At 72.2% G+C, this 20,551-nt stretch carries 21 protein-coding genes and 1 tRNA gene; 16 read left to right on the forward strand and 6 right to left on the reverse strand.

From position 1 onward, the window contains the following. Positions 1-83 precede the first annotated feature (83 nt). From MOJ79_RS15265 to MOJ79_RS15295, 7 genes are all read left to right on the forward strand, one after another. Entirely contained in the window at positions 84-461 is a 378-nt protein-coding gene (locus MOJ79_RS15265; protein ID WP_336606331.1) for a DUF6538 domain-containing protein, read from the forward strand. Between the two features lie 97 nt (positions 462-558). Next, positions 559-1,650 carry an endonuclease/exonuclease/phosphatase family protein gene (locus MOJ79_RS15270; RefSeq protein WP_241924928.1) on the forward strand — a complete coding sequence of 364 codons (1,092 nt, stop codon included), beginning with the start codon at positions 559-561 and terminating at the stop codon, positions 1,648-1,650. Positions 1,651-1,848: 198 nt separating this feature from the next. Then, positions 1,849-2,511 (forward strand): esterase, encoded by a 663-nt coding sequence (gene ypfH / locus MOJ79_RS15275; RefSeq protein ID WP_241924929.1) that lies wholly within the window; start codon positions 1,849-1,851, stop codon positions 2,509-2,511. A 2-nt stretch (positions 2,512-2,513) separates the two neighbouring features. After that, positions 2,514-3,299 (forward strand): peroxide stress protein YaaA, encoded by a 786-nt coding sequence (yaaA, locus tag MOJ79_RS15280; protein ID WP_241924930.1) that lies wholly within the window; start codon positions 2,514-2,516, stop codon positions 3,297-3,299. 79 nt (positions 3,300-3,378) lie between these two features. Continuing rightward, positions 3,379-4,530, forward strand: coding sequence for a uroporphyrinogen-III C-methyltransferase (locus MOJ79_RS19130; RefSeq protein WP_241924931.1), 1,152 nt, complete (start codon positions 3,379-3,381; stop codon positions 4,528-4,530). Next, entirely contained in the window at positions 4,530-5,774 is a 1,245-nt protein-coding gene (locus MOJ79_RS15290) for a heme biosynthesis HemY N-terminal domain-containing protein (protein ID WP_241924932.1), read from the forward strand. The genes MOJ79_RS19130 and MOJ79_RS15290 overlap by 1 nt, the downstream gene beginning before the upstream one ends. Positions 5,775-5,810: 36 nt before the next feature. Continuing rightward, positions 5,811-5,887: transfer RNA gene (locus MOJ79_RS15295), tRNA-Arg, on the forward strand. A 71-nt stretch (positions 5,888-5,958) separates the two neighbouring features. On the opposite strand, the gene MOJ79_RS15300 is transcribed toward MOJ79_RS15295, so the two are convergent. Further along, positions 5,959-7,113, reverse strand: a complete 1,155-nt coding sequence (locus MOJ79_RS15300; RefSeq protein ID WP_241924933.1) for an aminotransferase class V-fold PLP-dependent enzyme — start codon at positions 7,111-7,113, stop codon at positions 5,959-5,961. Positions 7,114-7,231: 118 nt separating this feature from the next. Further along, positions 7,232-8,644, reverse strand: coding sequence for a coniferyl aldehyde dehydrogenase (locus MOJ79_RS15305; protein ID WP_442863133.1), 1,413 nt, complete (start codon positions 8,642-8,644; stop codon positions 7,232-7,234). 234 nt (positions 8,645-8,878) lie between these two features. Here MOJ79_RS15305 and paaI point away from each other — a divergent pair, with 234 nt between their 5' ends. The 8 genes from paaI to MOJ79_RS15345 all read left to right on the forward strand — a co-directional run bounded on the left by paaI (position 8,879) and on the right by MOJ79_RS15345 (position 15,225). After that, positions 8,879-9,325, forward strand: a complete 447-nt coding sequence (paaI, locus tag MOJ79_RS15310; RefSeq protein WP_241924935.1) for a hydroxyphenylacetyl-CoA thioesterase PaaI — start codon at positions 8,879-8,881, stop codon at positions 9,323-9,325. A 58-nt stretch (positions 9,326-9,383) separates the two neighbouring features. Beyond that, a complete protein-coding gene (paaK, locus tag MOJ79_RS15315) occupies positions 9,384-10,691 on the forward strand; it encodes a phenylacetate--CoA ligase PaaK (RefSeq protein WP_241924936.1) in 1,308 nt (435 codons plus the stop codon). Between the two features lie 37 nt (positions 10,692-10,728). Further along, entirely contained in the window at positions 10,729-11,733 is a 1,005-nt protein-coding gene (paaA, locus tag MOJ79_RS15320) for a 1,2-phenylacetyl-CoA epoxidase subunit PaaA (RefSeq protein ID WP_241924937.1), read from the forward strand. Positions 11,734-11,892: 159 nt separating this feature from the next. Further along, positions 11,893-12,183, forward strand: coding sequence for a 1,2-phenylacetyl-CoA epoxidase subunit PaaB (gene paaB, locus MOJ79_RS15325; RefSeq protein ID WP_119291147.1), 291 nt, complete (start codon positions 11,893-11,895; stop codon positions 12,181-12,183). Between the two features lie 7 nt (positions 12,184-12,190). Next, the gene (gene paaC / locus MOJ79_RS15330) at positions 12,191-12,991 is read left to right on the forward strand and encodes a 1,2-phenylacetyl-CoA epoxidase subunit PaaC (protein ID WP_241924938.1); all 801 of its coding nucleotides are present in this window, start codon (positions 12,191-12,193) and stop codon (positions 12,989-12,991) included. Further along, positions 12,991-13,515 carry a 1,2-phenylacetyl-CoA epoxidase subunit PaaD gene (paaD, locus tag MOJ79_RS15335; RefSeq protein WP_241924939.1) on the forward strand — a complete coding sequence of 175 codons (525 nt, stop codon included), beginning with the start codon at positions 12,991-12,993 and terminating at the stop codon, positions 13,513-13,515. The genes paaC and paaD overlap by 1 nt, the downstream gene beginning before the upstream one ends. After that, entirely contained in the window at positions 13,512-14,600 is a 1,089-nt protein-coding gene (gene paaE / locus MOJ79_RS15340; protein WP_241924940.1) for a 1,2-phenylacetyl-CoA epoxidase subunit PaaE, read from the forward strand. Before paaD ends, paaE begins: the two co-directional genes overlap by 4 nt. A 10-nt stretch (positions 14,601-14,610) precedes the next feature. Further along, a complete protein-coding gene (locus MOJ79_RS15345; RefSeq protein ID WP_241924941.1) occupies positions 14,611-15,225 on the forward strand; it encodes a TetR/AcrR family transcriptional regulator in 615 nt (204 codons plus the stop codon). 26 nt (positions 15,226-15,251) lie between these two features. Here the strand turns inward: MOJ79_RS15345 and MOJ79_RS15350 are convergent, their stop codons facing one another. The 3 genes from MOJ79_RS15350 to lexA form a co-directional block, all read right to left on the reverse strand. Continuing rightward, positions 15,252-15,755: a hypothetical protein gene (locus tag MOJ79_RS15350; RefSeq protein ID WP_241924942.1), complete on the reverse strand. Its 504-nt coding sequence runs from the start codon at positions 15,753-15,755 to the stop codon at positions 15,252-15,254. 67 nt (positions 15,756-15,822) lie between these two features. Beyond that, positions 15,823-16,692 carry an acyl-CoA dehydrogenase gene (locus MOJ79_RS15355; protein WP_241924943.1) on the reverse strand — a complete coding sequence of 290 codons (870 nt, stop codon included), beginning with the start codon at positions 16,690-16,692 and terminating at the stop codon, positions 15,823-15,825. Positions 16,693-16,831: 139 nt separating this feature from the next. Continuing rightward, entirely contained in the window at positions 16,832-17,515 is a 684-nt protein-coding gene (lexA, locus tag MOJ79_RS15360; protein WP_241924944.1) for a transcriptional repressor LexA, read from the reverse strand. Positions 17,516-17,591: 76 nt separating this feature from the next. Here lexA and MOJ79_RS15365 point away from each other — a divergent pair, with 76 nt between their 5' ends. Further along, positions 17,592-18,533 (forward strand): asparaginase, encoded by a 942-nt coding sequence (locus MOJ79_RS15365; RefSeq protein ID WP_241924945.1) that lies wholly within the window; start codon positions 17,592-17,594, stop codon positions 18,531-18,533. Positions 18,534-18,566: 33 nt separating this feature from the next. Here MOJ79_RS15365 and MOJ79_RS15370 read toward each other — a convergent pair whose 3' ends face one another. Further along, positions 18,567-20,534 (reverse strand): ABC-F family ATP-binding cassette domain-containing protein, encoded by a 1,968-nt coding sequence (locus tag MOJ79_RS15370; RefSeq protein WP_241924946.1) that lies wholly within the window; start codon positions 20,532-20,534, stop codon positions 18,567-18,569. Between the last annotated feature and the right edge of the window lie 17 nt (positions 20,535-20,551).

Consider the following 20,551-nt stretch of genomic DNA (forward strand, 5'->3'; position numbering starts at 1 on the left):
CACCCGGCACGCCCCGCAGCCCGGGCGCCGCACCCGAGGCCAAGCGCCACCTTTCCAGTGCGAGCGGCCCGTTGCCGCGATACATGTTCCGGCGCGGGCGCATGCTCTACTTCAAGCGCAAGGTGCCGGCGGACGTGCTCGACGGCTTTCCCGAGCAGCAAGGCGGCCAGGTCTGGCTGTCGCTGGGCACCGACCGCGTGGAGCAGGCGAAGGTCTTGCTGGCCGTCGAGGTCACCGAGTTCGAGCTGCGCGTGGCCGAGCTGCGCCGGCGCAAGGCGCTGCAAGCGGCCACGCGGGCGTCAGCATCTGGCCAGCCATCGGTGCAGCCCCATGCCGCTCGGTGCGACACGAGCGTGCGTGCAGGAGGCCGGCACACCTCCAGTCATGGGCAGGGCAACTCACTGGTCCTGTGCAGAACGCGGTGCCTTCTGCTGCGTAACCGTTGCGTGTCGGTGACGTGAACGTGTCAGTGCTGACCACAGTCTTCAGGTCATCCCTTTGCCCTGTTGACGACGCAGACCCAATGTTGTGCACTTGCCTTCTGCCAGGGGGGAGTCGATGGGTCAGCTCAAGGTCGCCACGTACAACATCGAGTGGATGCTGGCGCTGTTCGGGGCGCTGCCCGACGCACAGTGGCGCGCTGCACCGCAGATTCCGAAGTGCTTCGGCGGTTCGGCGCGGGGCAGTATCCGCCTGGCGCCGATAGGGGATGTGCACGCGCTGTGTCGGCGCATCGCCGAGGGGATTCGGGCCGTCGACGCCGATGTGCTCTTCGTGCAGGAAGGCCCGCCGCTTGCGGAGCAGATGCAACTGTTCGTGGACTCGTTCCTCGACGGCGCCTACGTCGTTCACCGCTCGAATCGCAGCAACCAGGCCGTCTACGCACTCGTCAGGCGCTCCGTCGCTGACCGATTTCGGGTGTGGCTACCGCCCGGGACGAGCGCTGCGCAGCTGTGGCGCGACATCCCGTACTACCCGTGGGGCTCAGTCGCCGAATGCGAACGCCGCCCCCACAACATGGACCGCCACCCGCTGATGCTGCGCGGTGAGCTGGCCGCCGGTCAGGCGCTCGTTCTCGTGGGTGTGCACACGAAGTCCAAGTTCTCGACGCTCAAGACTCGCCGGCAGTGGAACAACCGCGCAAGCAACCCCGCGCCCGTGCTGGACGCGCTGGGCTCGCGGCAGAAGCTTTCAGCCGAAGTGGCGCGTCTGCGCAAGGTGCTCGCGAGCATCGTCGCGGCAGGCCCCGAGCTCGGCAACGTCGTGGTGGCGGGCGACTTCAACGATGGACCATTCCACGACCTGATGGAGCGCGAGTTCCTCGTGCGCAACATCCTCGACGAGCTGGTGGGCTCGTTCCTCGAGCCCAATACCTATTTCAAGCACGCGATGGACCCGCCGGTGCTGGCCCAGGCGGCGACGACGGTGTTCGCCGACCCGCTGGAAGGCGGTGCCATCGTCGAGGAACTCATCGACCACATCGTCGTCTCGCCCGGCATCTGGAGCGGCGTTGGCGCCTACGCGGTGCGCTCCGGCAGCTGCCGAGTCGAGCATGAGGCCTGGCAGCTTGGCGTCGTGGGCAACCCTCAGTCACGCCGCGAGAGCCGGCCGAGCGACCACAAGCCGGTGTCGGTGGTCATCGAGTGGTGAACGCCGCCATGGCCAGCCGCTGCTCACCGTCTATGGCGTGTGCCAGAAGGAAGGCGAGGTGACACACTTGGTGGCCAAGAAGCTCGTCGACCACACGGCGCTGCTGCACTGGCTCGCGGCAAGGGGCCGCGACTTCCGCTGAGCTGCCGTCCGGGATCGTGGGCCCAAAAGGGCTCGGCGACAATCTGGCGCTCTGCCATGACCGACGACATCGAGTTCCTGCCCGCCGGCCGCCCCGAGCAGCTGATGGTGCTGCTGCACGGCCGTGGCCAGGACGCGGCGGCGATGCTGCCGCTGGCGCGCGCGCTGCGCCGCGAGTTCGCGTACGCGGCGCTGCTGCTGCCGCAGGACCTGCTGCCCGCCGACGGGCCGGCCGAGGACCTCGTCGCGCGCGTGGCCGCTGCGCTGCCGCGCCTGGTGCGCTGGGTGCGCGACGCGCAGCAGCGCTTGGGCGCGACGCCGCAGTCCACCGCGCTGGTGGGCTTCGGCGAGGGCGCGACGATGGCGCTCGAGGCCGCGAGCGCCGACGACGGCATCGCCGGGCGCGTGATCGCGTTCGGAGGCGGCTACGCCGCGCTGCCGGCGCAGGCACCGGCGCTGACGACGCTGCACTTCCTGCACGGCGACGCCGACGCGCGGCACCCGGTGGCCGAGGCGCGCCGCACGCTCGAGCACCTGGGCGTGCTGCACGGCGACGCGACGCTCGACATCGCGCGCGGCGTCGGCCACGAGGTGCACCCGGCGCTCGTCGACTGCGCGATCCACCGCCTGACCCACCACATCCCGCACCGCACGTGGCGCGAGGCGCTCGGCGCACTGCCGGCGGCGGGCAGCCGCCAAGACGACTCAGTGACCGACTGACGATGCTGTACCTGCTGTCCCCCGCGAAGACGCTCGACTACGACACGCCCACCCCGCCCGAGGTGCTCGCGCGCGCGACGAAGCCGCAGTTCGTCGCGCGCTCGGCGGCGCTGATCGACGTGCTGAAGACGAAGACGCCGGCCGAGATCGCGTCGCTGATGTCGCTGTCGGACGCGCTCGCGCAGCTCAACGTCGCGCGCTACGCCGCGTGGCGCAAGACCTTCACGCCGAAGAACAGCAAGCCGGCGGTGCTCGCGTTCGCTGGCGACGTCTACGACGGGCTCGACGCGAAGACGCTGACGCTCGCCGACCTCGAATGGGCGCAGGACCACCTCGTGATCCTGTCGGGGCTGTACGGCGCACTGCGCCCGCTCGACCTGATGCAGCCGTACCGCCTCGAGATGGGCACCAGGCTGCACACCGACGCCGCCGAGGACCTGTACGGCTTCTGGGGCGACACGCTGGCCGCGCATCTGAACGCGCGCCTGAAGGGCGAGAAGTCGCCGGTGGTCGTCAACCTGGCGTCGCAGGAGTACGCGAAGGCCGCGCTGCGCCCGGCGCTGAAGGCGCGCGTCGTCGACTGCGTGTTCGAGGACTGGAAGGGCGGGCATTACAAGGTGATCAGCTTCTTCGCCAAGCGTGCGCGCGGGGCGATGGCGCGCTACGCGATCACGCACCGCATCGACACGCCGGCCGCGCTCGCGGGTTTCGACGGCGACGGCTACGCGTTCGACGCCGCGGCCTCGACGCCCGAGCGCCTCGTGTTCCGCCGCCGCGTCGCCGATTGAGCATCGCCGCGCACGTGCATCGCGGCCCGCGCAGCGTTGAGGGGGTCGCCCCAAGGGCGCTGCATAGAATGCCCGCAACGTGAGTCCCAACGACGCCTCGCCCGAGCCGGCCGCGCCCGTGCCGCCCGCCGACCCGCCCGGTGCGTCGCCCGCGGCGGCGCCAGCGTCCGCACGGCCGGCTCCCGGCGTGCCGCGCGCGCTATGGATCGCCGCGGTCGCCGTGCTGCTGCTCGGTGCCAGTGGGGCCTACCTCGGCTGGAGTGCGCAGCAGCGTGTCGGGCTGCTCGAGCAGGAGCTCGTGCGCCGCCAGCAGGCCACCGAGACCGCGGTGACCGAAGCGCGGGTGCTCGCCAACGAGGCGCGGGACGCCGCCCGCGATGCCGCCGCGCGCGTCGCGCTGCTCGACGCGCGCGTGTCGGAGGCGGCGCTGCAGCGCTCGCAGGTCGAGCAGCTGCTGCAGTCGCTGGCGCGCTCTCGCGACGACAAGGTCGTCGCCGACGTCGACTCGGCGCTGCGGCTGGCGATGCGCCACGCGACGCTGCTCGGCAGCCCCGAGCCGGTGGTGGTGGCACTGCGCCAGGCCGACGAGCGGCTCGCACAGATCGACTCGGCGCGCGTGCAACGCGTGCGCACGGCGCTGGCGCGCGACCTGCAGCGCTTGGGCGCCGTGCGCACGCCCGACATCGCGACGCTGGCCGCACGCGTCGACGAGGTGCTGCGCCAGGTCGACGAGCTGCCGCTGGTCGCGCTCGTCGAGCCACGCCGCGCGCCGGCGGCGACGCCGCCGCGTGCCGAGCCGGCCGCGCCCGCCGCAGCGGCCGCGTCGGCGCCCGACGCACCGGCTTCCGCAGCCGGCTGGCTCGAGCGGGTGCCGGCCGTCACGCGCGACGTCGCGCTGCGCGTGTGGGCCGAGGCCAAGTCGGTGCTGCGCATCACGCGCATCGAAGACCCCGCTGCGATGCTGCTGACACCCGAGCAGGCCTACTTCGTGCGCGAGACGCTCAAGCTGCGCCTGCTCAGCGCACGGCTGGCGCTGCTGGCGCGCCAGTTCGACCTCGCGCAGACCGACCTGCACGCGGCCGCGGCGATGATCGAGCGGAAGTTCGACCCGCAGTCGCGGCGCGTGCAGGTCGCGCGCGACACGCTGCGCCAGGCCGAGCAGCAGGCGCGCGAGGTCGAGCTGCCGCGCCCCGACGAGACGCTGGCCGCACTCGCGGCCCTGCTGCGCTGATGCGCGCCGTCGTCTGGCTGGTGCTGCTGTTCACCGCGGCCGTGGTGGCCGCGCTGCTGCTCGGGCGCAACGACGGCCTGGTGAGCCTGTACTGGGACGGCTGGCGGCTCGAGATGTCGCTGAACCTGTTCGTGTTCTCGCTGCTGGCCTTCGTCGTGCTGCTGGTGACGGTGCTGCAGGCGGTGAGCTCGCTCGTGAGCCTGCCCGCGCGCGCGCGCGAGTGGCGCGCGCTGCGCCACGAGCGCGCCGCGCAGGCCGCGCTGCGCGAGGCGCTGGCCGAGCTGTTCGCCGCGCGCTACACGCGCGCGCACAAGGCCGCGCAGAAGGCGCTGGCGATCGACCTCGCGCGTCCGCGCGGCGAGCCCGACCACGAGCTGCAGGTGCTCGCACACCTGCTGTCGGCGATCAGCCTGCACCGCCTGCAGGACCGGCGCCAGCGCGACGAACAGATGCAGCGCGCGCGCGCGCTGCGCCGCGCCGGCGCCGCGCGCGCGGCCGACGACGGCGCGCAGCTGCTGGCTGCCGAGTGGGCCGTCGAGGACCTCGACGCGCCGCGCGCGCTCGAGCTGCTCGGCGAGTTGCCCGCCGGCGTCGCGCGGCGCACGCAGGCGCTGCGGCTGCGGCTGCAGGCGCAGCGCCTGGCCGGGCAGTCGCTTGAGGCGCTGCGCACTGCGCGGCTGCTGGCCAAGCACCAGGGCTTCTCGACGCTGGCCGCGCGCGGGCTGCTGCGCTCGCTGGCGCTGATGGCGCTCGACGACACGCACGACGTCGACCAGGTGCAGCGTGTGTGGCAGCAGCTCGACAGCGCCGACCAGCAAGACGCCTACGTCGCCGCGCGCGCCGCACGCCGCGCGGCGGCATTCGGCGACGCGGCGCTCGCGCGCAGCTGGCTGCGCCCGCTGTGGGAGCGGCTCGGCGAGCTCGGCGCCGACGAGCGCGAGCAGGTCGCGCTGGCGCTGCTGCACGCCGTCGACGGCATCGGCACCGACTGGCTGCCGCGGCTGGAGGCGGCGCTGGGCGCGCACGCGCAGGAGCCGGCTGTCGTCGCGGCCGTGGGCGTCGCGTTCGCCGAGCGGCAGCTGTGGGGCAAGGCGCGCGCGCCGCTCGAGCAGGCCGCGCGCGCGCTGGGGCTCGACGCCGTCGCGCGGCGGCGGGCTTGGCGCGCGCTCGCGCGCGTGGCCCGCGCGCAGGGGGACGAGGACCGCGCGGCCGCGTGCGACGCCGCCGCGGCGGCCATCGACTGAACGCGCTGCTGCGGCGTGCTATACTGTGAGGCTTCAGCGGCTGTAGCTCAGTTGGATAGAGTACTTGGCTACGAACCAAGGGGTCGTGGGTTCGAATCCTGCCAGCCGCGCCAGACGATGAACGGGCCGCACCGGTGAAGGTGCGGCCCGTTTGCTTTGGGGCGGCGCGTCGTCGCCCGGCCGATCAGGCCGCCTTGCGCGGCGCGCGCGCCGCGAGCGCCTGCATCAGCGCTGTTTCGAGGTAGCCCACCGTGCGGTCGACGTGCATCAGCTTGTCGAGACCGAACAGGCCGATGCGGAAGGTGCGGAAGTCCGGCCCCTCGTCGCACTGCAACGGCACGCCGGCGGCGGTCTGCAGGCCGAGCGCGATGAAGGCCTTCGCGCTGGCGAAGTCGGGGTCGTCGGTATAGCTGACGACGACGCCCGGTGCCTGGAAGCCGGCGGCGGCGACGCTGCGCAAACCGTGCCCCTCGAGCAGCGCGCGCACACGCTGGCCGAGCTCGAGCTGCCGCGCGCGCAGCAGCTCGAAGCCCAGCGCCTTCGTCTCGGCCATCGCGTCGCGCGTGCGCGCGAGCGCGTCGGTGGGCATCGTCGTGTGATAGCCGAAGCTGCCGGCCTTGTAGGTGTCCATCATCGCGAGCCACTTCTTCAGGTCGCAGGCGAAGCTGGTGCTGGTCGTGTCCTCGATGGCCGCGCGCGCGCGCTGCGACAGCATCACGAACGCGCAGCCCGGCGAGCCGGTCCAGCCCTTCTGCGGCGCGCTGACGAGCAGGTCGACGCCGGTGGCGCGCATGTCGACCCACATCGCACCCGAGGCGATGCAGTCGAGCACGAACAGGCCGCCCACCTCGTGCACGGCGTCGGCCACCGCGCGCAGGTAGGCGTCGGGCAGGATCATCCCGGCGGCGGTCTCGACGTGCGGCGCGAACACCATCGCCGGACGCTCGCGGCGGATCGTGGCGACCACCTCGTCGAGCGGCGCCGGCGCCCACGGCGCCTGCGCGCCGGGCTCGGTGCGGTGCGCCTTGAGGACGATCTCGCGCGACGGGATGCGCCCCATCTCGAAGATCTGCGTCCAGCGGTAGCTGAACCAGCCGTTGCGGATCACGAGGCAGGTCTTGCCGGTGGCGAACTGGCGTGCCACCGCCTCCATGCCGAAGGTGCCGCTGCCGGGGATCACCGCGGTGGCGTGCGCGCCGTAGACCCCCTCGAGGATCGCGGCGATGTCGCGCATCACGCCGCCGAACTTGCGCGACATGTGGTTCAGCGCGCGGTCGGTGTAGACGACCGAGTATTCGAGCAGGCCGTCGGGGTCGACGTCGGGCAGCAGGCCGGGCATGGCGGTCTCCGTGGCGGGCAGGTCGGCAACAGCCCGGCAGGTTAACACCCGGCGCGCCGGCGCGGGGCCGGCCACGGCCACAGGCCCCGCGACGCAGGGGCCTCGCCGGCGGGGTGCCTCAGGAGCGCTTCATCAGCTTGAGCATCTTGTGCGCCAGTGGCCGGTACGGCGGCAGGAACAGCGACATCGCGTTGACCTTGGCCTGCCACACGACGGGCTTGAGCTTGCTGAAGGTCTCGAAGCCCCAGCGGCCGTGGTAGTGACCCATGCCCGAGTGGCCGACGCCGCCGAAAGGCAGCCCGTACTGCGCGACGTGCAGCAGCGTGTCGTTGACGGTGACGCCGCCGGCGTGCGTGCGCTCGAGCGCGCGCTGCGTGCGCTGGCGGTCGTCGTCGAACCAGTACAGCGCGAGCGGGCGCGGGCCGGCGTTGACGTGCGCGATCGCGTCGTCGACGCCGTCGTACGGCAGCACCGGCAGCAGCGGGCCGAAGATCTCGTCGGTGGCCAGCGCGTTGTCGGGCGGCACGTCGAACACGAGCTGCGGCGCGAGGCGGTGGCCGGCGTCGTCGCGCTGCACGCCGGCAAACAGCGGCTCGGCGCGCGCGCCGCGCGCCAGTGCGTCGTCGAGCGCCGCCGTCAGCCGCCGGTACTGGCGCGCGTCGACGACGCTGCAGTAGTGCACATCGGCCAGGCCCTGCGGGTACAGCCTGCGCGCGCACGCGCGCGCCGCGTCGACGAAGGCGTCGACCTCGTCGCGCGGCAGCAGCACGTAGTCGGGCGCGATGCAGGTCTGGCCGGCGTTGATCAGCTTGCCCACCAGGATGCGCTCGACGGCCTTCGCGAGCGGGTAGCCGGGCGCGACGACGGTGGGCGACTTGCCGCCGAGTTCGAGCGTGACCGGCGTCAGGTTGGCCGCGGCGGCGGCCATCACCTTGCGCCCGACCGACGTCGAGCCGGTGAACAGCAGGTGGTCGAACGGCAGCGCGGCGAACTGCGCGGCCACCTGCGCGTCGCCGGTGACGACGTCGACCTCGTCGGGTTTGAACGCCTTGGCGCACAGCGTGGCGAACAGCGCGCTGAAGCGCGGCGTGTATTCGCTCATCTTGACCAGCACGCGGTTGCCGGCGGCGATCGCGGCGGCCATCGGCGCGACGGCGAGGAACAGCGGGTAGTTCCACGGCACGATGATGCCGACGACCCCCAGCGGCTGCGGCAGCACCTGCGCGCCGGCCGGCAGGAACCACTTGGCCACCGGCGCGCGCTGCGGCTTCATCCAGCCGCGGCCCTCGCGCAGCGCGACCTTGACTTCCTCGAGGCTGGGCCAGACCTCGGCGAGGTCGGTCTCGAAGCGCGGGCGGCCGCCGAAGTCGGCGTCGATGGCCTGCGCGATCTCGGGCTCGTGCGCCGTCAGCAGTTTCTGCAGCCGGCGCAGGCGGTCGGCACGCACCTCCCACGCGGGATAGGGCTCGGCAGCGAACGCGGTGCGCTGGGCCTCGAGGCGTTGCGCGAGGGCGGTGGGGGCGTCGGGCATCTTCATGCGGGCATCGTAGTCGGCGGCACCAGCCTCGGGTGGAGGCGCGGCTCCAGACCGCGGCGGCGACGCGGTGGTGGACGGCTCAGGGTTTTCACGGGTATGCGTGACTTGAGTCAAGGGGCGGCGATCGTTAAGATTGACCGACCGGTTGGTCGAAAATAGCAGAGCTGATCGCGGATCGCCGCGGCAGTCCCAGCTTGGCCGATCGCTCCTTCATTGCCCGAGGTTTCGATGTCGCACCGCACCCCGCAGCAAATCGCCGACCACGTGCGCGAAGGCATGTTCGCCAACGACCGCGCGTCCAAGGCGCTCGGGATGCAGGTGCTCGAGGTGACGCCCGGGCGCGCGGTGCTGACGATGACGGTGCGCGAAGACATGGTCAACGGGCACGACATCTGCCACGGCGGGCTGATCGCGACGCTGGCCGACTCGGCGTTCGCGTTCGCGTGCAACTCGTACAACGAGCTGACGGTGGCGTCGGGGTTCTCGATCGACCTGATCGCACCGGCGCGCCTGGGCGACGTGCTGACCGCCACCTGCGTCGAGATCTCGAAGGCCGGCCGCACCGGCGTCTACGACACCGAGGTGCGCAACCAGCGCGGCGAGCGCATCGCGGTGTTCCGCGGCCGCTCGTACACCGCGAAGGGCCGCCCCGCGGTGCCCGACGCCCACGGCTGATCCACCGTCGACCGACCGCCGTCGACACCGAACACGAAGAAGGCAGGAGACACCCCCGATGCCCGTCAAGCATCCCGCCCCCGGCGATCTCGAACCGATCGAGACCGCCAGCCGCGACGAACTGGCCGCCGTGCAACTGCGCCGCCTGCAGCAGACGCTGGCGCACGCCTACGAAAACGTGCCGCACTACCGCGCCGCGTTCGACGCGAAGGGCGTGCACCCGTCGGACTGCAAGTCGCTCGCCGACCTGGCCAAGTTCCCGTTCACGACGAAGAAGGACCTGCGCGACAACTACCCGTTCGGCATGTTCGCGGTGCCGCGCGAGCGCGTCGTGCGCATCCACGCCAGCAGCGGCACGACCGGCAAGCCGACCGTGGTGGGCTACACGCAGGCCGACATCGACACCTGGGCGAATCTGGTCGCGCGCAGCATCCGCGCCTCGGGCGGGCGGCCGGGCGACATCGTCCACGTCGCGTACGGCTACGGTCTGTTCACCGGCGGGCTCGGCGCGCACTACGGCGCCGAGCGGCTGGGCTGCACCGTGATCCCGATGTCGGGCGGTCAGACCGAGAAGCAGGTGCAGCTGATCACCGACTTCCGGCCCGACATCATCATGGTCACGCCGAGCTACATGCAGGTGATCATCGAGGAGATGGAGCGCCAGGGTCTGGACCCGCGCGCCAGTTCGCTCAAGGTCGGCATCTTCGGCGCCGAGCCGTGGACCGAGGCAATGCGCCACGACATCGAGGTGCGCGCCGGCATCGACGCGGTGGACATCTACGGCCTGTCGGAAGTGATGGGCCCGGGCGTGGCCAACGAGTGCATCGAAGCCAAGGACGGGCCGGTGATCTGGGAAGACCACTTCTACCCCGAGATCATCGACCCCGACACCGGCGAGGTGCTGCCCGACGGGCAGGAGGGCGAACTCGTCTTCACGACGCTGACGAAAGAGGCGCTGCCGGTGATCCGCTACCGCACGCGCGACCTCACGCGCCTGTTGCCGCCTACCGCGCGCAGCATGCGCCGCATGGGCAAGATCGTCGGCCGCAGCGACGACATGCTGATCATCCGCGGCGTCAACGTGTTCCCGACGCAGATCGAGGAGATCGTGCTGCAGCACGGCGCGCTGTCGGGGCAGTACCAGCTCGTCGTCACGCGCAGCGGCCACCTCGACGAGCTGCAGGTGCTCGTCGAGCTGCTGCCGCAGTACGCCAACGCCGAGCGCGACGCGATCGCGCACGAATTGCAGCACCGCATCAAGAACCTGATCGGCGTCAGCACGACGGTCAGCGTCGGCGCCCCCGAGTCGATCGAGCGCACGCTCGTCGGCAAGGCGCGCCGCGTGATTGACAAGCGACCCCGGTAGGGTCGCCAGCGACGACAGACCACGGTAAGGAGCCGTCATGTACACGCAGGCGATGGACGTCGAGGGTGCCGAGAAGGCCAAGCCGGTCACGACGCTCGAAGAGGCCGAACTGATGAAGCGCTTCGACGCGCGTATCGACGACGGCGGCTTCATCGAGGCCAAGGACTGGATGCCCGAGCACTACCGCAAGACGCTGGTGCGCCAGATCAGCCAGCACGCGCACAGCGAGATCGTCGGCATGCTGCCCGAGGGCAACTGGGTCACGCGCGCGCCGACGCTCAAGCGCAAGGCGATCCTGCTCGCCAAGATCCAGGACGAGGGCGGCCACGGCCTGTATCTCTACGCCGCCGCCGAGACGCTGGGCACGAGCCGCGACCAGATGCTCGACGCGCTGCACAGCGGCCGCGCGAAGTACAGCAGCATCTTCAACTACCCGACGCTGACCTGGGCGGATGTGGGCGTCATCGGCTGGCTCGTCGACGGCGCGGCGATCATGAACCAGGTGCCGCTGTGCCGCTGCAGCTACGCGCCGTATGCGCGCGCGATGATCCGCATCTGCCGCGAGGAGAGCTTCCACCAGCGCCAGGGCTACGACGCGCTGCTCGTGATGATGCGCGACGGCACCGAGGCGCAGCGCGCGATGGTGCAGGACGCCGTCAACCGCTGGTGGTGGCCGAGCCTGATGATGTTCGGCCCGCCGGATGCCGAGAGCGTGCACAGCGCGCAGAGCATGCGCTGGGGCATCAAGCGCATCAGCAACGACGACCTGCGGCAGAAGTTCGTCGACGCGACCGTGCCGCAGGCGCAGGTGCTCGGCGTCACGCTGCCCGACCCCGACCTGCGCTGGAACGAGGAACGCGGCCACTGGGACTTCGGGCCCATCGACTGGGCCGAGTTCTGGCGCGTCGTCGGCGGCGACGGCCCGTGCAACAAGGAGCGCCTGGCCGCGCGCGTCAAGGCCTGGGACGAGGGCGCGTGGGTGCGCGAGGCGGCACTCGCCCACGCCGCGAAGAAGGCCGCGCGCGAGCGCAAGGCGGCATGACATGGACCACCCCCGAAGCGCCTGCGGCGCTCCCCCTCGAGGGGGCGCCGCCTGCGGACCGGCCGAGCCGGATCCGCGGCGGCCGCTCGATTCTTCGCTTTCGGACGTTTGGCGGCAAAGCTGCTGTGATCGCTGCGTCGTCGTGAAGGAGTCACTGCAATGAGCACCGATACCGAATGGCCGCTGTGGGAAGTCTTCGTGCGCACGCGCGCCGGGCTGGACCACAAGCACTGCGGCAGCCTGCACGCGGCCGACGCGGCGATGGCGATCCAGATGGCGCGCGACGTCTACACGCGCCGCCAGGAAGGCTCGAGCATCTGGGTCGTGCGCAGCGACCAGATCGTCGCCAGCGACCCGGGCGACAAGGACATGTTCTTCGACCCGATGGAAGACAAGGTCTACCGCCACCCGACCTTCTACAAGCTGCCCGACGAAGTCAACCACATGTGAGGCGGCGATGAGCGCGTCGATCACGATCCACTGGACCCCGGCCGTGCGCTACCTGCTGCGGCTCGCGGACACCTGCCTGATTTCGGGCCAGCGCCTGGGCGAGTGGTGCGGCCACGCGCCGATCCTCGAGGAGGACATCGCGCTGACCAACATGGCGCTCGACCTGATCGGCCAGTCGCGCGCGCTGCTGACGCTCGCCGGCCAGGTCGAGGGGCGCGGCCACGCGCGCACCTACGACGAAGACCAGCTCGCGTTCCTGCGCGACGAGCGCGACTACCTGAACCCGACGCTGGTCGAGCTGCCCAACGGTGCCGGCAAGCCGGGCGACTTCGCGCTCACCGTCGTGCGCAACGTCATGGTCTCGACGTACCTGAAACTGTGGTGGGAGCGCCTGGCGGACTCGAGCGAGCCCGAACTCGCCGCGATCGCCGGCAAGGCCGTCAAGGAGGCGCGCTACCACCAGCAGCACGCCGGCGACTGGCTCGTGCGGCTGGGCGACGGCACCGACGAGTCGCGTCGGCGCGTCGAGGCCGCGCTCGGCAAGCTGTGGCCCTACCACGCCGAGCTGTTCGACGCCGACGAGGTCGACGCCGCGGCGCAGGCCAGCGGCCTGGGCCCGAGCGTGGCGGCGCTGAAGGAGCCGTGGCTCGCCGAGATGCGCGCGCTGCTCGACGACGCGACGCTCGCGATGCCGCCCGAGGGCCGGTTCGTCAGCACCGGCCGCCGCGGCGTGCACAGCGAGCACCTGGGCTACATCCTCGCCGAGATGCAGTACCTGCAGCGCGCCTACCCCGGCGGGGCCTGGTGATGTGCGGCGCCGAGGTCGTCTCGCGCGTCGACGCCGCGTGGCGCGCGCTCGACGCCGTGCTCGACCCCGAGGTGCCGGCGCTGTCGGTGCGCGACCTGGGCATCGTGCGCGACGTGATCGACCACGGCGATGCGCTCGAGGTCGTGCTGACGCCGACCTACAGCGGCTGCCCGGCCACCGAGCTGATCGAAAAGAACGTCGTCGACGCGCTGGTCGCCGCCGGTCTCGGGCCGGTGCGCGCGACGACGCGGCGCGCGCCGGCGTGGACCACCGACTGGATCAGCGACGAAGGGCGGCGCAAGCTGCGCGAGTACGGCATCGCGCCGCCTGCGGGTGGCGCCGTGGCGAGCGCCGGCGAAGCGCCGATCCGCATCGTGCGGCACACCGCCGACGAGGTGGTGGCCTGCCCGCGCTGCGGCAGCACGCACACCGAGCGGCTGTCGGCCTTCGGCTCCACCGCGTGCAAGGCGCTGTGGCGCTGCCTGGCCTGCCGCGAACCCTTCGAACACTTCAAACCGATATGAGCACGCCGCTGTTCCACCCGCTGCGCGTCAAGCGCATCGAGGCCGACACGCCCGAGTCGGTCATCGTCACGTTCGACGTGCCGCCCGAGCTGCGCGAGGTGTTCGGCTTCACGCAGGGCCAGTACCTGACGCTGCGCACGACGATCGGCGGGCAGGACGTGCGGCGGTCGTACTCGATCTGCGCCGGCGTCGACGACGCCGAGCTGCGCGTGGGCGTGCGCCGCGTCAGGGGCGGTGTGTTCTCGAACTGGATCCACGAGCACCTGAAGCCTGGCGACACGCTGCAGGTGATGGCGCCGCAGGGGCGCTTCTTCGTGCCGATCGAGCCCGAGTCGAAGCGCCACCACCTGGGCATTGCCGGCGGCAGCGGCATCACGCCGATCCTGTCGATCATGAAGACGGTGCTCGCGCGCGAGCCGAAGTCGCGCTTCACGCTGATCTACGGCAACCGCACGCTCGCCTCGACGATGTTCAAGGAAGAGCTCGAGGACCTGAAGAACGCCTACATGACGCGCCTGGTGCTGCAGCACGTGTTCTCCGACGAGCCGACCGACGCGCCGATCAACCACGGGCTGCTCGACCGCGCGAAGATCGCCGAGTTCCTGCGCACGCTGGTGCCCGCCGCCGAGATCGACCACGCCTACGTCTGCGGCCCGTTCCAGATGAACGACGAGGCGCAGGCCGCGCTCGTCGAGGCCGGTGTGCCCGAGTCGCGCGTCCACATCGAGCGCTTCGGCGTCGCGCCGACCGAGGCCGGCAAGGTCGACGCCGTCGTCCACGAGGCCAAGCCCGGCGACGCCGAGCGCTCGCGCGTCGTGATCATCCGCGACGGGATGACGCGCGAGATCGAGTTCCGGCGCGAGCAGCCGAGCATCCTCGACGCGGCCGCTGCGGCCGGGCTCGAGGTGCCGTTCTCGTGCACGTCGGGTGTGTGCGGCACGTGCCGCGCGAAGCTGCTCGAAGGCCGGGTGCGGATGGACCGCAACTTCGCGCTCGAGAAGAACGAAGTCGCTGCCGGCTTCGTGCTGACCTGCCAGTCGCACCCGCTGACCGAGCGCGTCGTGCTCAGCTTCGACGAACGCTGAACCGCCGACGATGGCCCGCGGCCGCGCCGCCACCTACGACGACCAGCGCGAGGCCATCCTCGCGCGCGCGGCCGAGCTGTTCGCGCACCGCGGCTATGCCGCGACGACGATGAACGACATCGCCGACGCGTGCGGCCTGTCGAAGGCGACGCTGTACCACTACTACGACGACAAGACAGCGCTGCTGGCGTCGATCTGCGAAGGCCACGTGACGACGCTGCGCGCGCTCGTCGACGACGTCGACGCGCTGCACCTGCCGCCCGAGGCGCGGCTGCGCGAACTGATCCGCCGCTTCGTGCAGGCCTACGCCGGCGCGCAGCACGCGCACCGCGTGCTCACCGAGGACGTGCGCTTCCTCGACGCGGCCGACCGCGAGCGCGTGCTCGGCACCGAGCGCGCGCTGGTGGCCGGCATCGCCCGCACCGTGGCCGCCGTGCGCCCCGAGCTTGCGCAGGCGCACCTGGCCAAGCCGCTGACGATGCTGCTGTTCGGCATGATCAACTGGATGTTCACGTGGGTGCGCCCCGACGGCCCACTCGACCACGACGCGCTGGCGCCGATCGTCGCCGACCTGTTCCTCGGCGGACTGCCGGCGGTGCGGGTGCCACAGGCGGTCGCGGTCTGAGTGTTCCGGGCCGAGCTCCGGAACTCCTACTGGCCGCATTTCAGCGGCGAGCGTGCGGGCGCGTCCATGTCGACGGCCTCGTACCGATGCTCGATGCGCCGGCGGTGCGTCGCGGCCGGTGACATCGCACTCAAGCCGCCGGCGGATCGGCCTCGGCCCCCGTTGCCGGAAGACCTGCTTGCCGTGCTCGGATGGGATCTCGGATGGAGCCGGGCGCGGCGACCGCGTTCACGTTGCAGCGCGACGGCCCGCAGCAGGATCGCCTCGGTGTGCAGCGTCGGCGCGAAGCCGAGTCCGAGCGCCGAGTGGCCGTCGAACGGGTCGAGCCCGACGCAGCCGACGACGCCCGCTGTGGCCGCCGCGAGCAGGCTCGACAGTGCGCCGGCCGAAAAGCCGATCCGCACGACGCGCTCGACCGGCGTGCCGAACGACCCGCCGGCGCGTAGACGTCCACCGCCATCGCGCGGCCGGCCAGCCTCAGCTCGACCGTCGTGCGGGCTTCGGCGGCGCCAGCCGGCAGCGCGGTGCACGCCAGCGCCCACAGGCATCGCGCGGTCCGTGTGACGGCCGGGGCCCTGCGGGCGGACATCGGCGCGCTCAGAAGGCTGCGTTGGCGTGCATTGCGACCGCACCGTCGCCGCGCGTGGCCCACACCGCGAGGCCGTCGGCCACGGGTGCGGCGCACAGCGTGAGCGGCGCGCCGAGCAGCGCGGGGTTGAGCGCGCGGTAGCGAAAGCGCCGCAGTGGACGCGCCCCGAGCCGCTGCGCGAGGCCGGCGAGCACGGTGGCCAGCAGCGGGCCGTGGACGACGAGGTTCGGGTAGCCCTCGACGGTGCGGCAGTAGTCGACGTCGTAGTGGATGCGGTGACCGTTGAACGTCAGCGCCGAGTAGCGGAACAGCATCGTCGTGTCGGGCGCGAACGGCTCGCGGTGCACGGGCGCGGGCAGGGCGGCTGCCGGCGCGCGCAGTGCGGCCGGCGGCGCGGGCGACCGGTAGACGATGTCGTGCAGCTCGCGCACCGCGAGCACCTCGCCGGCGACCACCTCGTGCCGCACCGTGACGAAGACGAGGTCGCCGCTGCGCCCGCGCTTGTGCTCGATGGCGTGCACCGTCGAGCGCTTGCGCGCCGTCGTGCCCAGCGGCAGCGGCGCGACGAACTCGACGTCGCCGCCGGCCCACATCCGCAGCGGCAGCGGCACCGGCGGCAGGAAGTCGCCGCGCCGCGGGTGGCCGTCGCGGCCGAGCTCGGACGGCGGCCGCCCCTCGAGGAAGTACAGCCAGTGCCACAGCGGCGGCAACGGCGCGCCGACGACGATCGCGTCGGGCGGCTCGCCGAGCGTGGCCGCCATCAGGCGCGCGTGGCGCACGGCGAGCAGGTCCTCGTCGTCGCGCGAGCGGCCGAGCCACCGGCGCAGTGTCGGCAGGTCGACGGCAGTCGACGGGGATGGCGAAGGCGGATCGTCCATGCGTGGCCGTGACGGCAGCGCCGCGTTTACGGGTGCGACGAGTATCGCGCCGCTCGCAGTGCGACATCCGTCGCGCGGCGTGTACAGCGCGAACGGGCCGCCCTCATGGTCTTCGGTCGCCCGGCTGCGGCGGGCCCGCTCAGGTAAGCATGTTGTTGCGCAGCAGACCCACCGCGATGCCTTCGATCGCGAACGGCACGTCGCCATCGCGCGCCGGCACGACGAGGGTCTCGAACTCGGGGTTCTCGGGGATCAGCTCGACGCCGGCCTTGGTGCGGCGGAAGCGCTTGACGGTGACCTCGTCACCGAGCCGCGCAACGACGATCTGGCCGTTCTTGGCCTCGCTGGCCTTCTGCACGGCGAGCAGGTCGCCGTCGAGGATGCCGGCGTCGCGCATGCTCATGCCGCGCACGCGCAGCAGGTAGTCGGGCCGGCGCGGGAACAGCCCGGCCTCGAAGACGTAGGTGCGGTCGATGTGCTCGGCCGCGAGGATCGGGCTGCCCGCGGCGACGCGGCCCACCAGCGGCAGCGTCAGCTGCGCGATGCCCGGCAGCGGCAGCGCGAACTGCCGACCGCGCGACTGGGCCAGCGTGCGCAATGTGTCAGACTTCAAGCGGATGCCCCGCGAGGTGCCACCCACCAGTTCGATGACGCCCTTGCGGGCCAGCGCCTGCAGGTGTTCCTCGGCCGCGTTGGCCGAGCGGAAGCCCAGCTCGGCGGCGATCTCGGCGCGCGTCGGCGGCGCGCCAGTGCGCTCGATCGCGCTTTGCACCAGTTCGAGGATCTGCTGCTGGCGCGCAGTGAGTTTGGGTCCGTCGATCATCGTGGTGGCGCCGGCCAGGGCCGACCGGGTCTGTGGATCCATCCAGTGACTGTATTTTTATCCATGTATCGCTCCGATGCCAAGTGATGCCGCAAAAGTCGTGATCCTGGGCACCGGCGGCACGATCGCCGGCACCGCCGCGAGCGCCGACGAGGCGGTGGGCTACCAGGCCGCGCAGCTGGGCGTCGAGCGGCTCGTCGCCGCGGTGCCGCCGCTGGCCGGGCTCGCGCTCGAGTGCGAGCAGGTCGCGCAGCTCAACAGCAAGGACATGACGCACGCCGTGTGGCAGTGCCTCGCGCAGCGCTGCGCGCACCACCTCGCGCGCGACGACGTGGCCGGCGTCGTCGTCACGCACGGCACCGACACGCTCGAGGAAACGGCGTACTTCCTGCACCGCGTGCTCGCGCCGTCCAAGCCGCTGGTGCTGACGGCAGCGATGCGCCCGGCCACGTCGATGCAGGCCGACGGGCCGCAGAACCTGCTCGACGCGGTGACGGTGGCACGCGGCGGCGCCGCGCTCGGCTGGTGCGGCGTCGTGGCCGTGCTGGCCGGCACGGTGCACGCGGCGGTCGACGTGCGCAAGGTGCACGGCTGGCGCCTCGCTGCGTTCGACAGCGGCGATGCCGGCCCCGTCGGCGCCGTCGTCGCCGGCGCGCTGCAGCGCTGGCGCGACGTGCCGACCTGCGCGCCGGTGGGGCTGGGCGCGATCGCGCGCGACGTCGCCGCGTGGCCGCGCGTGGAAGTCGTCGCGAGCCACGCCGGGGCGTCGGGGCGCGTCGTCGACGCCTTGGTGACCGACGGCGTCGACGGCCTCGTCGTCGCCGCGACCGGCTTCGGCGACGTACACGCCGAGGTCGAGGCCGCGCTCGAGCGCGCACGCGCGCGCGGCGTCGCGGTGGCGATCGCGACGCGCTGCGCCTACGGGCCGGTGATCGACGCGGCGACGCGCGCGGTCGATGCGCGCACGCCGTGGCAGATGCGCATCGACCTGCTGCTCGAGCGGTTGCGCGCCGCGTGAATGCCGCGCCGTGCGCGCGCCGGGGCGCGCGACTCAGCCGCCGGCCGTGATCTGCTCGAGCTCGGCGCCGACCTCGAGCCAGCGCTCCTCGAGCATCGCGACCTCGGCGGCGACGTGGTTCAGCCGGCGGCCGAGCTCGGCGATGTCGGCCGCGGCCACGCCGGGCTGCGACAGCGCCGCCTCGACCTCGGCACGCTCGCGCGCGAGCACTGCGAGGCGCTGGTCGATGCGCTCGAGCTCGATGCGCAGCGGCCGCGTGCGCTGCGCCAGCGCCGCGCGCGCCTGCGCCTGTGCCTTGCGGTCGTCGCGGCGGCTCGCAGGCGCGGGCGCGGGGGCACGGGCCGCTGCGGCGGGGGCGGGTGCCGGCGGCGATGCCGGTGCCGGCACCGCCGGCGCGGCGCCGCCGCGCAGCAGCGCACGCGAGCGCTCGAGCAGCCAGCGCTGGTAGTCGTCGAGATCGCCGTCGAACGGCTGCACCGCGCCGTCGGCGACGAGCCAGAACTCGTCGCACACCTCGCGCAGCAGCGCGCGGTCGTGGCTGACCAGCATCACGGTGCCGTCGAACTCGTTGAGCGCGATGCTCAGCGCCTCGCGGGTCTGCAGGTCGAGGTGGTTCGTCGGCTCGTCGAGCAGCAGCAGGTTGGGGCGCTGCCAGACGATGGTGGCCAGCACCAGGCGTGCCTTCTCGCCGCCCGACAGCGTGCCCACCGGCTGGTGGACCATCTCGCCGCCGAACTGGAACTGGCCGAGGAAGTTGCGCAGGTCCTGCTCGCGCGCCTGCGGACTGACCTCGCGCGCCAGCCGCACCATCTGCTGCAGCGGCGTGTCGTCGGCGTGCAGCAGGTCCATCTCCTGCTGGGCGAAGTAGCCGATCGCCAGCCCCTTGCCCTCGGTGATCGTGCCTGCCAGCGGCGGCAGCACGCGCGCGATCGTCTTCACGAGCGTCGACTTGCCCTGGCCGTTGGCACCGAGGATGCCGATACGCTGACCGGCGAGCACGGTGCGCTCGACGTCCTTGACGATCACGGTGCTGCCGTAGCCGCAACTGACGGACTTCAGCGCCAGCATCGGGTTCGGCAGGTTCGCCGGCTCGCGGAACTCGAACGCGAAGTCGCTGGCGGTCAGCACCGGCGCGAGCCGCTCCATGCGCGCGAGCGCCTTCACGCGGCTTTGCGCCTGGCGCGCCTTCGTCGCCTTGGCCTTGAAGCGGTCGATGAAGCGCTGCAGGTGCGCGATGCGCTCCTGCTGCTTCGCATAGGCCGCCTGCTGCTGCGCGAGGCGCTCGGCGCGCATCTCCTCGAACGCGGTGTAGTTGCCGCCGTAGCGGGTCAGTTCGGCGTGGTCCAAGTGCACGGTGACGGTGGTCACGGCGTCGAGGAACTCGCGGTCGTGGCTGATCACGACGAGCGTGCCGGCGAAGCGCTGCAACCAGCTTTCGAGCCACACGAGCGCGTCGAGGTCGAGGTGGTTCGTCGGCTCGTCGAGCAGCAGCAGGTCGGCCGGGCACATCAGCGCGCGCGCGAGCTGCAGCCGCATGCGCCAGCCGCCCGAAAAACTGTCGACCGGCGCGTCGAGCTCGGCCGGCTTGAAGCCCAGCCCGAGCAGCAGCGCCTGCGCGCGGGCACGCGCGTCGAATGCACCGGCTTCCTCGAGCGCGAGGTGCGCCTGTGCGATCGCGTGGCCGTCGTCGGCGGCCTCGGCGGCGGCGAGCTGCTGCTGCGCCCGCACGAGCGGCAGGTCGCCGGCGAGCACGAAGTCGGTCGCGCCGTCGTCGGTGTCGGGCATCTGCTGCGCGACTTCGCCGAGGCGCCACTTCGGCGGGATCTCGCACTCGCCGGCGTCGGCGTGCAGCCGGCCGGCCAGCAGCGCGAACAGGCTCGACTTCCCCGCGCCGTTGCGGCCGACGAGCGCGACCTTCTCGCCCGGGTTGATCACGAGGTTCGCGCGCTCGAGCACGACCTTGGTGCCGCGGCGCAGGGTGAGGTTGCGCAGGGTGATCACGGGGCGCGATTGTCGCC

Origin of the sequence: Calidifontimicrobium sp. SYSU G02091 (assembly GCF_022631395.1) — a bacterium.
Taxonomy (GTDB): Bacteria; Pseudomonadota; Gammaproteobacteria; order Burkholderiales; family Burkholderiaceae_C; genus Calidifontimicrobium; species Calidifontimicrobium sediminis.

Bases quoted from the DNA above. Each gene is read 5' to 3' on its own strand.
- lexA (WP_241924944.1), bottom strand. From the start codon at position 17,515: ATGATCGACGGACCCAAACTCACTGCGCGCCAGCAGCAGATCCTCGAA.
- paaE (WP_241924940.1), top strand. From the start codon at position 13,512: ATGAGCACGCCGCTGTTCCACCCGCTGCGCGTCAAGCGCATCGAGGCC.
- MOJ79_RS15300 (WP_241924933.1), bottom strand. From the start codon at position 7,113: ATGCCCGGCCTGCTGCCCGACGTCGACCCCGACGGCCTGCTCGAATAC.
- MOJ79_RS15290 (WP_241924932.1), top strand. From the start codon at position 4,530: ATGCGCGCCGTCGTCTGGCTGGTGCTGCTGTTCACCGCGGCCGTGGTG.
- MOJ79_RS15305 (WP_442863133.1), bottom strand. From the start codon at position 8,644: ATGCCCGACGCCCCCACCGCCCTCGCGCAACGCCTCGAGGCCCAGCGC.
- paaI (WP_241924935.1), top strand. From the start codon at position 8,879: ATGTCGCACCGCACCCCGCAGCAAATCGCCGACCACGTGCGCGAAGGC.
- MOJ79_RS15355 (WP_241924943.1), bottom strand. From the start codon at position 16,692: ATGGACGATCCGCCTTCGCCATCCCCGTCGACTGCCGTCGACCTGCCG.
- paaD (WP_241924939.1), top strand. From the start codon at position 12,991: ATGTGCGGCGCCGAGGTCGTCTCGCGCGTCGACGCCGCGTGGCGCGCG.
- yaaA (WP_241924930.1), top strand. From the start codon at position 2,514: ATGCTGTACCTGCTGTCCCCCGCGAAGACGCTCGACTACGACACGCCC.
- paaK (WP_241924936.1), top strand. From the start codon at position 9,384: ATGCCCGTCAAGCATCCCGCCCCCGGCGATCTCGAACCGATCGAGACC.
- paaB (WP_119291147.1), top strand. From the start codon at position 11,893: ATGAGCACCGATACCGAATGGCCGCTGTGGGAAGTCTTCGTGCGCACG.
- paaA (WP_241924937.1), top strand. From the start codon at position 10,729: ATGTACACGCAGGCGATGGACGTCGAGGGTGCCGAGAAGGCCAAGCCG.
- ypfH (WP_241924929.1), top strand. From the start codon at position 1,849: ATGACCGACGACATCGAGTTCCTGCCCGCCGGCCGCCCCGAGCAGCTG.
- MOJ79_RS15345 (WP_241924941.1), top strand. From the start codon at position 14,611: ATGGCCCGCGGCCGCGCCGCCACCTACGACGACCAGCGCGAGGCCATC.
- MOJ79_RS15365 (WP_241924945.1), top strand. From the start codon at position 17,592: ATGCCAAGTGATGCCGCAAAAGTCGTGATCCTGGGCACCGGCGGCACG.
- MOJ79_RS15265 (WP_336606331.1), top strand. From the start codon at position 84: ATGTTCCGGCGCGGGCGCATGCTCTACTTCAAGCGCAAGGTGCCGGCG.
- paaC (WP_241924938.1), top strand. From the start codon at position 12,191: ATGAGCGCGTCGATCACGATCCACTGGACCCCGGCCGTGCGCTACCTG.
- MOJ79_RS15270 (WP_241924928.1), top strand. From the start codon at position 559: ATGGGTCAGCTCAAGGTCGCCACGTACAACATCGAGTGGATGCTGGCG.